Source organism: Nicoliella sp. ESL1113, assembly GCF_058509245.1.
Genome location: NZ_CP196387.1, coordinates 70249 through 84747, shown reverse-complemented (window position 1 = coordinate 84747; position 14499 = coordinate 70249). Strand labels below are relative to the sequence as shown.

Below are 14499 nucleotides of genomic sequence, written 5' to 3'. Positions count from 1 at the left end.
ACACCAATATTCACAAGTAAAAATTATAGCATGCTTGCTAAAAATAATCAATAAAATTAATAACGAGATGAGTATTTTCGATACATAGTTAAAATACGCAGACAAATAAAATAACGGCTAAAAAGCCGTTATTTTATTTTAAATTTTTTTATGATTCGTTACTTGAATCTTCAGAATCGTCTTCCTTAGCGACCTTAGCCATTGTAGCAACCTTGGATTCGCCATCCATTCTAATTAAATGAACTCCTAAGGTAACCCGACTACTTTCGGATACGTTATTCGCATCAAATCGAATCGTAACACCCTTATCGGTAATCAACATGATGTCTTCGTCACCGTCAACGGTTGCTAATCCAGCAATGGGACCATTTTTAGCACTAATTTTAGCGGTCTTGATTCCCTTACCGCCACGTCCTTTAATTGCATATTCATTAGCTGGCGTCCGTTTCCCATAACCCTTTTCAGAGATAACAAAGACGAAACTATTTGGAGCTAACACGTCTGCACCGACTACATAATCATCTGGATGAAGATTAATTCCACGAACCCCGCTCGCAGTTCTTCCCATTGAGCGTACATCTTCCGCTTTAAAACTAGCTGCATAGCCTTGATGGGTTCCAATAATAATATTATCTTCCTTATTTACAACGGAAACTCGAATTAATTCGTCATCTTCCTTTAGACTAATTGCCTTAAGTCCATTACTCCGAATATTGAAGAACTCATTAATTGATGTTCGTTTGGAACGACCTAATAAGGTAGTAAAGAATAGGAATTTTTCTTCCTCCTTATTTTTAGCAGAAACATTAATTACCGCTTCGATCTTTTCCTCAGGTTTAATTCCTAGCAAGTTGATAATTGGAATTCCCTTAGCAGTCCGACCATATTCAGGGATTTCATATCCCTTCATTCGATATACCTTTCCTGCATTGGTAAAGAATAGGAGCGTATCGTGAGTAGAAGTGGCAACTAGGTGTTCAATGAAGTCGTCATTATGGACACCCATACCTTGAATCCCACGACCACCGCGATTTTGAGTCTTAAAATCAGAAGTTGGGAGACGCTTGACGTACCCATTATGGGTCAAGGTAACCATCACATCTTCTTCTGCAATTAAGTCTTCATCTTCAATACTTAGAACTTCACCAACCAATAGCTTGGTCCGCCGTTCATCCCCGAACTTATCTTGAATTTCCAATAATTCATTGTAGATAATTTCATTCACTTTTTCACGGCTGGCTAAAATGGCCTTGAATTCTTCGATATCTTTTAATAGTTTTTGATGCTCTTCTTCAACTTTTTCACGTTCCAGGCCTGTCAACCGTACTAATCGCATGTCCAAGATTGCTTGAGCTTGCTTATCAGATAAATCGTAGTTATCAATCAATTGAGCTTTGGCAATCGCACCCGTTCTGGATTCACGAATGATCCGAATGATTTCATCAATGTGATCTAGTGCGATCAATAACCCTTGCAGAATGTGGTCACGATTTTCAGCCCGCTTAAGATCATGGGCAGTCCGCCGTTTGATCACTTCTACTTGGTGTTCCAAGTAGTTTTGCAGGATTTCTTTTAGGCTTAAGACTTTCGGTGCGCCGTGAACAATTGCTAACATATTGAAACTAAATGAAGTTTGTAGCAGCGTTAATTTGTAGAGGTTGTTCAAAACAACTTCCGCACTCGCATCACGTTTCACATCAATCGTGACCCGTAACCCTTCACGGTCGGATTCATCCTTAATGTCTGTGATTCCTTCGATTCGCTTTTCACGAACTAAATCGGCAATTCGTTCAATCAACTTGGCCTTGTTGACCATGTAAGGTAATTCGGTTGCAACGATTTGTTGGTGACCTCTTACCTCTTCAATATCAACCTTAGCCCGCAGTACAATGGTTCCTTTTCCAGATTCATATGCCTTTCGAATGCCAGATTTACCCATTACGACCCCACCAGTTGGGAAGTCAGGACCAGGTAATGCTTCCATTAAATCAGCCGTCGTTGCATCTGGGTTGCCCATTAAAATATGAATAGCACTGATTACTTCACTTAAATTGTGTGGGGGAATATTTGTAGCCATCCCCACGGCAATCCCAGAAGCCCCGTTGACCAATAGGTTTGGAAAACGAGATGGCAGTACGGTCGGTTCTTTTTCAGTACCATCATAGTTATCCTGAAAATCAACGGTATCCTTATTAATATCACGAAGCATTTCCAACGCGATCTTACTTAACCGTGCCTCGGTGTAACGCATTGCGGCAGCGCCATCACCATCGACGGATCCAAAGTTCCCATGACCATCGACTAGCATGTAGCGATAACTAAAGTCTTGCGCCATCCGAACCATCGAGCCATAAACAGCTGAGTCCCCATGAGGATGGTACTTTCCTAGCACATCCCCAACTACTCTGGCTGATTTTTTGTACGGCTTATCGGGGGTCACCCCTAATTCATGCATATCATAAAGGATTCTACGATGAACGGGCTTCAGTCCATCCCGAACATCTGGTAACGCTCTGGCAACGATAACACTCATTGCATAATCCAAGAATGATGTTTTCATTTTTTTGGATAAATCAATATCTGTGATGCGGTGATTTACAATCTCTTCGTCGGCCACTTTATTTGCCTCCATTCATGGTCTATTTTTAATCGATGTTACACGTGAAACATTTAAATTCATGAATCATGATGTTACACGTGTAACAATTAATTAAACGTCCAAGTTTTCAACAAACTTAGCATTCTCTTCAATGAATTTCCGCCGTGGTTCAACTTGGTTCCCCATTAACATTGCAAATACCTGGGCAGCGCCAGCAGCGTTTTCAGAATCGACCCTCAGTAGATGTCGATTATCTGGATTCATAGTTGTTTCCCAAAGTTGTTCTGGGTCCATTTCACCAAGCCCCTTGTAACGTTGAATTTGTGGCTTTGGTGAACCTGGTAGTTCACTTAACAGTTTGTGTAACTCTTGATCAGTATCAAGATAACGTTGTAATTTTCCCTGTCTTAAACGATACAAAGGTGGTTGCGCAATGTAAACATACCCTGCATCTAACAATGGGCGCATGTAATTATAAATCAACGTCAATAATAAAGTTTGGATATGTGCACCATCGACATCGGCATCGGTCATGATGATCAATTTATGATAGTGAACCTTAGAAATATCAAAATCATCACCAAAACCAGTTCCCATGGCAGTGAACAACGAACGGATTTCTTCATTTGCTAAAATCCGATCCATGCTTGCCTTTTCGACATTTAGAATTTTCCCACGGATTGGCAGAATTGCTTGCGTTAATCTAGACCGTCCTTGCTTTGCTGATCCACCAGCAGAATCCCCTTCGACAATGAATAATTCTGAAATCTTAGGGTCATTACTAGTGTTATTAGCTAACTTTCCTGGCAGGTTACTGATTTCCAAACCACTCTTCTTCCGAGTAACTTCACGCGCCCGCTTAGCTGCCACCCGTGCTTTGGATGCGATTGATCCCTTTTCAACGATCTTTCTAGCAACACTCGGGTTTTCCAATAGGAAACGGTTGAAATGTTCACTGAAAATTCGATCCGTAGCAACCCGTGCATCGGAGTTCCCCAACTTGGTCTTGGTTTGTCCTTCAAATTGTGGATCTGGATGCTTGATGCTAATAACAGCAGTTAAGCCTTCACGAACGTCATAACCAGTCAACTTAGCATCCTTACCCTTCAAGAGGTTGTTCTTGCGAGCATAGTCGTTGATCACACGCGTCAAGGCTCGTTTGAAACCTTCTTCGTGGGTTCCACCTTCAATTGTGTGGATGTTATTCGTAAAGGTTAGGAGGTTACTATGGTAATCATCGGTATATTGAAGGGCTACTTCAACGTTAATATTGTTTTCATTGCCTTCAACATAAATCGGCGTCTCAAATAGGGTATCTTTATTTTCATCTAAGTATTCAACGTAATGCTTAATACCGCCTTCATAATGAAAATCATGTTCAATTGGTTTTTCAGGCCGTTCATCCCGAATTGTGATCCGAAGGCCCTTATTTAAGAAAGCCAGTTCACGGACCCGATTCGTCAAGGTGTCCATATCATAAGTAGTGGTTTCGGTGAAAATATCTGGATCTGGAACAAAATGTACCTTGGTCCCATGTTCTTCTTCGGACGTGGTCCCAATTTGTTTCATTTGATCTTGAACGTGGCCGCGCTTGAAGTCAATGTAATAAACTTTACCACCACGTTTGACAGTCACGTCTAATTCTGTTGATAAGGCGTTAACTACTGATGCCCCAACCCCGTGGAGTCCACCAGAAACCTTATATCCGCCACCGCCAAACTTACCACCGGCATGCAGAATCGTGAAAATCGTTTCCAAAGCTGGTTTCCCAGTCTTAGTCATGGTGTCAACAGGAACCCCACGTCCATTATCAGTAACGGTAATACTATTGTCCTTTTCAACCGTTACATGAATGGTATCAGCAAACCCAGCGAGGGCTTCGTCGATTCCGTTATCAACAATTTCCCACACCAAGTGGTGGAGGCCTTGAACACTAGTGGAACCAATATACATCCCTGGTCGCTTCCGAACGGCTTCCAAGCCCTCTAAAACTTGAATCTGGCTGGCATTATACTTTTCAGCTTCTTTTTCACGTCGCTTTTCTTCGTCAGTCACCTTTAACTCCTCCTTTAATCACAAATCATCAATCAACATTTAAATTTCCATCGTTAACATGAAATACTTTTGGATCATGAATCAAATCCTTAGCAACTCCACTTAAGCTCGTCGTTGTCAAAAACGTTTGAACCTTATCTTGAATTGCTCTTAACAGATGGGTTTGTCGATCATCATCTAGTTCTGATAAAACATCATCTAATAATAAAATTGGATATTCACCAGTTTCTGACTTCATTAGATCAATTTCAGCTAACTTAACAGACAATGCTGTTGTTCGTTGCTGACCTTGCGAACCAAACGTCTGAACATCATTTCGGTTAATTTGAAATTTTAAGTCATCACGATGGGGGCCTAAAACGGATGTGCCCATTTTAATTTCACGATTCCGTTCATCTTGAAACGCTTGCATTAGCCCATTATAGATATCCTTAACCGAACCTAACTGCTTTTTTCTTAAGCGCGTAACGTAATTAAAACTTAGGTGCTCTTGGTTTTGTGAAATCGTCGCATGAATTTGACTCGACCATTGTTCCAATTTTTTTAGTAGCATCAACCGATGGTAAATGATCTCTGCACCATAACCAGCTAGTTGATCAGATAAAACATCCAAATACAATAAATCAGAAGCTCTTTTAATTTGCAATAACTTAAGATACTTGTTTCTTTGCCGCAAAACCCGTTGATACTGAACACTATTATAGAGGTATTGATTACTCATTTGACTAAACTCAATATCCATAAAACGTCTCCGAATCTGAGGGGACCCCTTTACGATTGAAAGGTCCTCCGGGGCAAATAAAACTACGTTCAAATTACCAATGTAAGATGATAGCTTAGGCTGTTCAATATGATTAACCCGTGATAGTTTCCCATCTTTACTAAGATTTAATTCTAAGTCTAACTTACCAGATTCCTTATTAACTAAGGCTTTCAACTGGGCACTTTGGTTTTTCCATTGAATTAAATCGTGATTATTATTAGTGCGATGACTCTTAGTCAGTGCTAATACATAAATTGATTCCAATAGATTCGTTTTGCCCTGGGCATTATTACCCAATAAGACATTTACTCCGCTATCGAAATCAACCGCTAAATGCTCATAGTTTCTAAAATGGTTTAATTCTAATTTAGCAATTTTCATTAATCATCCTGCTTTGCTCGAATGAAAAACATCCCAACGTCTGGAATCGAGACATTGTCACCATCGTACAATTTCTTACCACGCCGATTTTCTGGTTCATCGTTCAATAAGACTGTATTTTCACGAAGGTACCATTTTGCCTGACCGCCAGATCCTACAATTGTCTCCTCCTTTAACATTTGTCCTAATGTTATATACGGAGTAGAGATAAAAACAGTTTTCTTCAAATTTTCACCCCTCTTTTACAACCTCTATTATAACCTTAAAATAACAAAAAGTACACTTTAATCACATTATCAGGCCTTTACAGCAATTTTAAGTTGATTATATGTAATTAGTCTAATAAAAGAAAAAACACCTTAAATCGTAAATTTTAGCTGAAATTACGCAAAAAAAGCGTGAAACTAAATAATTAGTTCCACGCTTTAATTTAAGTTAATTTTTATTTGTCAACATAAGTTAGTTCTTTTGAAGTGTGAGTAAATGGTTCAACACCAGTTTCAGTGACGTGAACACAATCTTCGATTCGGACCCCAGCAACATTTGGAATGTAGATCCCAGGTTCAATCGAGAAACACATTCCTGGTTGTAATTCCATCTTATTGCCTTCCATGATTGATGGAAATTCGTGTTCACTCATCCCCATCCCATGACCGAGTCTGTGAATAAAGTATTCACCGTAACCAGCCTTGTTGATAACATCTCTGGCCACCGCATCTAGTTGCTCTGCAGTAATGCCTGGCTTAGCTGCATCCATTGCCTTTAACTGGGCTTCTAAACAAACCTTATAGATATCTAATTCCTTATCAGTTGGTTTCCCAACTGCAACGGTTCTAGATGCATCTGAAATATAACCATCATGAACCGTTCCTAGGTCAAATAATACTAACTGGTTGTTTTGAACTTTAATTTCACTGGTATCACCATGTGGATTAGCTGCATGGGCACCCGCTTGAACTAAGGTATCAAAACTCATGTTACTAACCCCACGCATTTTCAACTCGTATTCCAATTTGGCAGCAATACTCATTTCAGTCACGCCAGTCTTAACCGCAGCAAATCCCTGTTCAAATGCAAAATCAGCTTCGCGACCAGCAGCATCTAGTTTCGCAATTTCATCAGCAGTTTTAAATAAGCGCATGTGATCAATAAATGAAGTCACATCGATATCAAAAGCGGCACTAGTTAACACATTTTGTAAAGCTTCTTCACGAGCAACTGGCAAGTAGGCCTTGTCCAATGCAATGTGTTTAGGGTCTGCAACCCGCTTTTTAATTTGGTCGCCAATCATTTGCCATGGGTTTTCATGGTCTAAGTAACCATAAACAGGATGGCTGAAACCAGTCCCCTTAACAACTTCAACTTCTAGTGCTGGTGCAAATATAAATGGTTCTTGATCTGCAAATACCACTAAAGCTAAAACCCGTTCAACTGGATCACTATAAAATCCAGTTAAATATTCAATCGTCTTTGGATTACTGATGTAGGTAACATCTGCTCCTTGTTCAGCTGTCCATTTTTGAACTGATTCTAATTTTGACATTTAAACCACCCCACAAAAGAATTTTTATTCGGACTCTAAAACGTCCGTACTGGTGTTATTAATTGAATAAAGCTATCGCCATCTTCAGTTGGCTTTAAAGTGAATGGCCGTAATGCTGCAGAAAATGAAATTTCAATCATTGATTTCCCAAATGAATGTAAAGCATCCTTAACGTAATCAGGATTGAATGAGATTTCCAATTCATCGCCAGTCACTGAGTCAGGTTCTAATTCTTCTTCAACCGTCCCAACGTCTGGAGAATCACCAGTAATTTTAATTTTAACATCACTTGGCATAATAGTTAATTTAACTACGTTGTTTCGAGAAGCATGTGAAAGGACTGAAGCCCGTTCAATTGAAGCTAATAATTCAGGGGCAGCTAATTGAATTTTAGTCGTTGATTCTTCAGGAATTAATCGTGAAGTATCTGGGTAGTTACCCTCGAGTAATCTTGAATAGAAGTAGTTATCATCAAAAATAAATAGGACTTGGTTTTCAGCAATTCTCATTTCAAGGTCTTGATGATCACCAATCATTTTGGAAAGTTCGTTCAGACTCTTTCCTGGAATCACGAAACTATATTCACGATCACTACCTGAAAATTCGATCGAACGTTGACTGAGTCGATGACTATCAGTTGCGACTGCTAATAATTTCCCATCACGTAATTCAAAATGAACCCCAGTTAAAATAGGGCGACTTTCCTGGGTAGATACAGCAATTACAGTTTGACTAATTATTTCTTTAAAGATATCCCCAGAAAAAGTAACGGAATCATCAGTATCAATTTCTGGTAGGTGAGGGTAATTGCTGGCATCTAATCCATTAATTGTGAATTCTGATTGACCAGACTTAATGGTTGTTTGTAAATCAGTTCCTACCGATACGGTCATTGTTACTTCTGGTAGTTTTTTAACAATGCTAATAAAGAATCCAGCAGATAATACTACTGAGCCTTCTTCACTAATGACTAATTCGTTTTTAGGGTCATTACTTTTAATTTGAGTTTCAATCGAGATATCTGCATTGCTACCGGTAAGAATTAATCCTTCGTTATCAGCAGTGATTTTAATTCCAGTTAAAATTGGAATCGTAGTCTTTGAAGAGATTGATCTAGATACAGTGGTTAAACTTTTGATGAAAGCAGATCTTTTAATTGAAAATTTCATTTATGATTTCCTCCTGGCGTGGTAGTAATAAGTTATTATATATAATGATGGTGATAAGTCCTGTGGATAAGTCAGCCAAATGTAAGCTAATCGCATGGTGCGTAAGGGATTAACCCTGTGGATAACCTGTGGATAAGTCCTTACTTCCTGTGGATAACCTGTGGATAAGTAAATAAAAACATCCAAAACACATGTTGAAATTATAACATCAAATGATCATTTTAATACCGATAATGGTTATCGAAGTAGCTCAGTTTTTAAATCATTGACCTCATCTTTAATTTGAGGATCATTGTTATCCAATGCCTTCTTTATTTTTTCATAAGCGTGGATAACGGTAGTATGATCCTTGCCACCGAAAGCTTTGCCAATCTTAGGTAAAGAAATTCTTGTAAGTTCCCGCGATAGATACATTGCAACCTGTCTAGGGGCAACAATTTCTTTATAGCGCTTCTTGCCCTTTATATCATCTACAGAAACGTCATAATAGGAGGCGACTTTTTGGAGGATGTCATTAATATCAACGTTTTTCTCAACTCGACTTGAAAAATCAATTCCACCCATCGCTTCCTTTACTAAGTTGGTATTGATCTTAACGTGGTTTCCCTTAAGCTCAGAAAAAGCCTTAACTCTTGATAATGCACTTTCTAGCTCCCGCACGTTAGAGTTAATACTTTCAGCGAGGTATTCTAGTGCTTCGTCTGTAATTTCAATATTGGCATATTTAGCCTTACTTTGTAGTATCTTGGTTCTGGTCGCAACGTCAGGCTCGTCAATACTGACCGCAAGTCCCCAGTTGAATCTAGAAACTAGTCGATCCTGCAGCTTTGCAATTTCGTTAGGTAATCGATCAGAAGTCATGACAATTTTTTTACCATCCTTATGCAACTCATTAAATGTATGAAAGAATTCTTCTTGGGTCTTATCTTTACTAGAAAAGAATTGAATATCATCAACTAGTAGGGTATCAACATTTCGATATTTTTCTTTGAACTTTTCCATTTCGTTGCCACCATGGGCATCCTTTTTAACGGCGCTAACAAATTCATTAGTAAACTTATCACTAGTAATAAATACGACGTTTTTGGTGGGATCTTGTTCTAATATAAAATTACCAATGGCTTGCATTAAGTGGGTCTTTCCTAATCCCACACCTCCATAGATAAGAAGGGGATTATAAATAGTCACTGGTTCTTCTGCAACGGAGAGGGCAGCAGCTTGGGCAAACATGTTTGGGCGTCCCACCACAAATTTATCAAATGTATAATCAGGATTTAACTGATTATTTTTTTCTTCTTCAGGTGGAAACGGTTTGCTTTCAGCTTGCTCTTGTTTTTCATCTTCAACTTGATTTTCAGTAACTAATATTGGATTAATATCCTTGCCAGTGATTTGAAAGGAGTATTCAATTACCTTGCTGGTAATGTTTTTTTGCCAATAGTCAATGTGTAAATCAGAAGGAAGTTGAAGTGTTAATCGATTATGATCTAGTTTAATTGGCTTTACATCTTTAAACCAAGTTCGGTAACTGACGGGGGTAAAATCATTTTTGAGATGATCATTAATTTTTTCCCATAGAGAATTAGCATCCAAAATGCCTACCTCCTTTCTTAAAAATACAAAAAATATTTTAGCATTAAAATTATGAGTTTTCCACAGGCTGTGAATGAAAATAAATTTGTTTCACACCCTGTGGATTACTTTATCCACAGGCTGTGGATAACAGATAAAATAATCGTAAAAAAACAGGTTATCCACAGGGGCTGTGGATAAAAAAAGGGCTTGTAATGTTAATATATAAACATTTATAAAAACTTATCCACAACTGTTGATAACTTTATCCACAGGCTGTGGATATGTGGATAACATGTGGATAACATGTGGATAACTTATTAAATATTTTTGATTTAAAAGTTGAGTAACATTTTTTATCCACAACCCTGTTGATAAAAAATTATGAATGTTTCGGAAAATAACTATTTAAAATTAATTTGAGTTGTGTTATTATATTTAGGAATTGTATTGTAAACTTAAATAGAAATTGAACAAGTCTAAGGAGGGTTAGTAATGAAGAGAACTTACCAACCAAAGAAACGTCATCGTGCTCGCGTACACGGTTTCCGTAAACGCATGTTAACTAGTGACGGACGCAAAGTGTTAGCACGTCGTCGTAGAAAAGGCAGAAAATCATTGTCTGTATAGATCACTGACCACCATTCAGTGGTCTTTTTCATTATTATGTATATTTTGAATCGTTACTTGGAGATGGATTATGCGAAAATCATATCGCGTTAAAAAGGAAGCTGACTTCCAGACGGTATTTGAAAACCATAACTCAGTGGCTAATCGGATGTTTGTGATTTATCAAATGGACAAACCTAGTCAACCTCATTTTCGAGTTGGGATTTCTGTTGGTAAAAAAATTGGAAACGCAGTTCATAGAAACTGGGTAAAGCGACGGATCAGACAATCACTTTTAGAATTAAAACCTGCTTTGCGCAGTGATGTTGATATTTTAGTGATTGCTCGTCCCCATGCGTCAGGCCAATCGATGAAAGCCATCAAGTATAATTTGATTCATGTATTAAAATTAGCAAATTTACTTAGTCCTAATTATAGTGAGGATCAAAAAATTGAATAAAAAACTAAAGAGATACTTAGCGTTAGCTTCTGTTTTTAGTTTAGTCTTCCTATTGAGTGCATGTAGTACGACTCCAATTACTAATCATAGTACTGGTTTTTGGGACGGGGGAATTGTTTTAAACTTCTCACGTGCTATCATTTGGTTATCTAAGCTATTCGGTTCCAGTTATGGAATTGGGATTATCGTATTTACGATTATTATCCGAATCATCATTTTACCTTTGATGATTTTCCAAACTCGGAGCATGAAGAAAACGCAAGAAATTCAACCACAGTTAAAGGCATTGCAAAAGAAGTATTCTTCAAAGGATACTGAAACAATGCAAAAGTTGCGTGAAGAACAACAAAAGCTTTATTCAGAAGCTGGTGTTAATCCAATTGCGGGCTGTTTACCATTAATTGTCCAATTACCGATTATTTACGCACTTTACCAATCGATTTCAAGAACTGAAATCTTGAAGTCTGGTCAATTTTTATGGCTAAAACTTGGTGATAAAGATCCATTCTTTGTTCTACCAATTTTGGCTGCTTTATTGACTTTTGTTAGTTCATGGCTTGCAATGAAATCTCAACCCGAAAAGAATAGTATGACAACTATTATGACGTTTGGGATGCCATTGATTATCTTCTTTACTGCTTTAAGCGTTCCATCTGCACTATCACTTTACTGGGTGATTACCAATGCGTTCCAAGCTGTCCAAACTCTCGTTCTTCAAAACCCATGGAAAATTCAACGGGAACGTGAAGAAAAGGAATTTGTTCGTAAGGAACATGAACGTAAAGTTGCTAAGGCAATTCGCAAGGCGAAGAAGAGCCGTCGAAAATAAATTTAAACCTTAATTAAAAGACACCAAATCTACTTATTTTGGTGTCTTTTTTTGTTGTTCTTGTGCTATCATTATAATGTTAGTCAAAAATTATTGGGGGATTCACATTCATGAACACGTTTACCGGAAAGAATGTTGAGGAAGCGATTCAAAACGGACTCAACAAACTAGCAATCGAAAAAAATCAAGCAAATATTAAAGTAATTCAAACTGAAAAGAAGGGATTTCTTGGCTTTGGCAAGCGCGATGCAATTGTTGAAGTAACGGAAATTCAAAAAACAGCAGAAGAAACACCAAAGTCATCAAGTGATGACCAAGAAATTAATACAAGGGCATCGAATGCTGCTAAGTCAGCTAGCATTGAGTTCAGTCGTTCTCAAAATGAGGATGATGAACCAACTAGTAATTCAGATGAAATTAAAAAAGCAGTTGATCAGCTTCAACAATATTTGGATGCAATTGTAATTCAATTAAGCATCCATGCAACATCAAAAGTAATTTTTAAAAATAGTAAAACGGTTAAGATTGATTTTGAAACAAAAGAAGAAGGATTATTGATTGGTAAGCATGGTTTAACAATCAACGCCCTTCAAACTTTAGCTGAGATTTATTTAAATCGATTAGGAATTTACCATGTCGTTGTTGAATTAGATACCGCTAATTATCGTCAACGGCGCTTAGATATTTTAGAAAAATTGGCAGAAAAGACAGCTCGAGACGTTGTAGCAGAGGGGAAACCAGTTTACTTAGATCCGATGCCATCATTTGAAAGAAAGAAAATTCATAAAACATTAGAGAACCATCAATACGTTCGTACCTATTCGGCTGGAAGAGAGCCCTATCGCGCGGTAGTAGTGGTCCCAAAGTAAAAAAATAAATAAGCAACCAAATTGACAAACCGTTTATATCAATATATGATATAAATGTTATTTGTCGTGTAAAAATTAATATAGCTAGATGAAGTAGTGAAAGTGCTTTATCCACGCGGTTTAAGGGCGTGGTGTGGGCACTTTTTTTGTATTTTAAATTGATTTGAAATGAAAGAAAGGAAGTCATCATATGGCACTAACGACAACTGAATTCGATACCATTGCTGCAATTTCGACTCCGCCTGGTGAAGGTGGGATTGCAATCGTGCGGATTAGTGGTGAAGATGCAATGAAGGTAATTACTACTATTTATCGTGGAAAAGACCTCAACCAAGTTGCTAGCCATACTATTAATTATGGACATATTGTTGATCCAGCAAACGGCAACGAAACCGTCGATGAGGTAATGGTTTCAGTAATGCGGGCTCCCAACACCTACACCAAAGAAGACGTGATTGAAATTAACTGCCATGGTGGAATTGTTGCAACGAACCGCATCTTACAAATTGTGCTTAGCAACGGGGCGCGTATGGCGAATCCTGGTGAATTTACAGAGCGGGCATTTTTGAATGGGCGAATTGATTTATCACAGTCTGAAGCGGTAATGGATTTGATCGAAGCCAAGACTGATCAGTCCATGAAAGCAGCATTAAATCAATTGGACGGGAATCTTTCCCACCTGATTCGGAACTTGCGACAGGACATTTTAGATGTTTTGGCCAACGTTGAAGTCAATATCGATTATCCAGAATATGATGCGGCCGAAACAATGACGACTAAGTTATTGTTAAGTAAGGCCAACGAAGTCAAGGCTAGCTTACAGCAATTATTAAAGACTGCCAAACAGGGGAAGGTGCTCCGTGATGGGTTAGCCACTGCGATTGTTGGTAGGCCCAATGTTGGTAAATCTAGCATTCTCAACCATTTATTGCATGAGGATAAAGCAATTGTTACCAACGTCCCTGGGACGACTCGGGATGTATTGGAAGAATACGTCAATGTTAGTGGGGTGCCACTTAAATTGATCGATACTGCTGGGATTCGGGAAACTGATGACCAAGTGGAAAAAATCGGGGTCGAACGTTCCCGTAAATCAATCAACAGTGCTGATTTAGTACTCCTAGTGCTCAATTCTAGTGAACCACTAACGAACGAAGATCGTGAATTGTTAACCTTGACCAATGATGTGAAACGAATCGTCATTTTAAATAAGACCGATTTACCAACGCAGATTGAATTAGCTGAAGTTGAACAACTAGTTGGTAAGGATAACATCATCTCCACTTCTGCCATGAAGGCTGACGGACTTAGGTCACTTGAGGAACGGATTGCCAAACTCTTCTTTGAAGAGGGAATTGAAAATTCACAATCGAACGTAATGGTAACGAATGCAAGACACATTGGATTGTTGAACCAAGCGACTGCTGCTTTGAACGATGTTATTAACGGAATTGCAAACGACATGCCTGTTGATTTGGTGCAAATTGACATGACTAGTTGTTGGGAGCTTCTGGGTGAGATTACAGGAGATAGCTATAACGACGAGTTGCTTGATCAATTATTCAGTCAATTCTGTTTAGGAAAGTAACTGTGGATAACTTTATTGCAAATAAAAAGTAATTAACATGTGGATAACTTTTTGGAGGAAAT

General features: G+C 38.3%; 12 protein-coding genes. 5 read left to right on the top strand and 7 right to left on the bottom strand.

Annotated features, from left to right (window positions below; genetic code table 11):
- Positions 1 to 148: 148 nt before the first annotated feature.
- The 7 genes from gyrA to dnaA all read right to left on the bottom strand — a co-directional run bounded on the left by gyrA (position 149) and on the right by dnaA (position 10106).
- Positions 149 to 2617: a DNA gyrase subunit A gene (gyrA, locus tag ACSYTJ_RS00410; RefSeq protein WP_491716912.1), complete on the bottom strand. Its 2469-nt coding sequence runs from the start codon at positions 2615 to 2617 to the stop codon at positions 149 to 151.
- Positions 2618 to 2710: 93 nt separating this feature from the next.
- Positions 2711 to 4654, bottom strand: coding sequence for a DNA topoisomerase (ATP-hydrolyzing) subunit B (gene gyrB / locus ACSYTJ_RS00405; RefSeq protein WP_491716911.1), 1944 nt, complete (start codon positions 4652 to 4654; stop codon positions 2711 to 2713).
- Positions 4655 to 4682: 28 nt separating this feature from the next.
- Positions 4683 to 5798: a DNA replication/repair protein RecF gene (recF, locus tag ACSYTJ_RS00400; RefSeq protein ID WP_491716910.1), complete on the bottom strand. Its 1116-nt coding sequence runs from the start codon at positions 5796 to 5798 to the stop codon at positions 4683 to 4685.
- A complete protein-coding gene (gene yaaA / locus ACSYTJ_RS00395) occupies positions 5798 to 6025 on the bottom strand; it encodes a S4 domain-containing protein YaaA (RefSeq protein WP_219053893.1) in 228 nt (75 codons plus the stop codon). Before yaaA ends, recF begins: the two co-directional genes overlap by 1 nt.
- Positions 6026 to 6240: 215 nt before the next feature.
- A complete protein-coding gene (locus ACSYTJ_RS00390) occupies positions 6241 to 7341 on the bottom strand; it encodes a M24 family metallopeptidase (RefSeq protein WP_491719863.1) in 1101 nt (366 codons plus the stop codon).
- Between the two features lie 35 nt (positions 7342 to 7376).
- Positions 7377 to 8510, bottom strand: a complete 1134-nt coding sequence (gene dnaN / locus ACSYTJ_RS00385) for a DNA polymerase III subunit beta (RefSeq protein ID WP_491716908.1) — start codon at positions 8508 to 8510, stop codon at positions 7377 to 7379.
- Between the two features lie 237 nt (positions 8511 to 8747).
- Positions 8748 to 10106, bottom strand: a complete 1359-nt coding sequence (gene dnaA, locus ACSYTJ_RS00380; RefSeq protein ID WP_491717268.1) for a chromosomal replication initiator protein DnaA — start codon at positions 10104 to 10106, stop codon at positions 8748 to 8750.
- 471 nt (positions 10107 to 10577) lie between these two features.
- Here dnaA and rpmH point away from each other — a divergent pair, with 471 nt between their 5' ends.
- The 5 genes from rpmH (at position 10578) to mnmE (ending at position 14437) form a co-directional block, all read left to right on the top strand.
- Positions 10578 to 10712 (top strand): 50S ribosomal protein L34, encoded by a 135-nt coding sequence (gene rpmH, locus ACSYTJ_RS00375; RefSeq protein WP_491716907.1) that lies wholly within the window; start codon positions 10578 to 10580, stop codon positions 10710 to 10712.
- 70 nt (positions 10713 to 10782) lie between these two features.
- Positions 10783 to 11151, top strand: a complete 369-nt coding sequence (gene rnpA, locus ACSYTJ_RS00370; protein WP_491716906.1) for a ribonuclease P protein component — start codon at positions 10783 to 10785, stop codon at positions 11149 to 11151.
- Positions 11144 to 11980, top strand: coding sequence for a membrane protein insertase YidC (yidC, locus tag ACSYTJ_RS00365; RefSeq protein WP_491719862.1), 837 nt, complete (start codon positions 11144 to 11146; stop codon positions 11978 to 11980). Before rnpA ends, yidC begins: the two co-directional genes overlap by 8 nt.
- Before the next feature lie 110 nt (positions 11981 to 12090).
- Positions 12091 to 12849, top strand: a complete 759-nt coding sequence (jag, locus tag ACSYTJ_RS00360) for an RNA-binding cell elongation regulator Jag/EloR (protein WP_491716904.1) — start codon at positions 12091 to 12093, stop codon at positions 12847 to 12849.
- 190 nt (positions 12850 to 13039) lie between these two features.
- Positions 13040 to 14437 (top strand): tRNA uridine-5-carboxymethylaminomethyl(34) synthesis GTPase MnmE, encoded by a 1398-nt coding sequence (gene mnmE / locus ACSYTJ_RS00355; protein ID WP_491719861.1) that lies wholly within the window; start codon positions 13040 to 13042, stop codon positions 14435 to 14437.
- Positions 14438 to 14499: the final 62 nt, after the last annotated feature.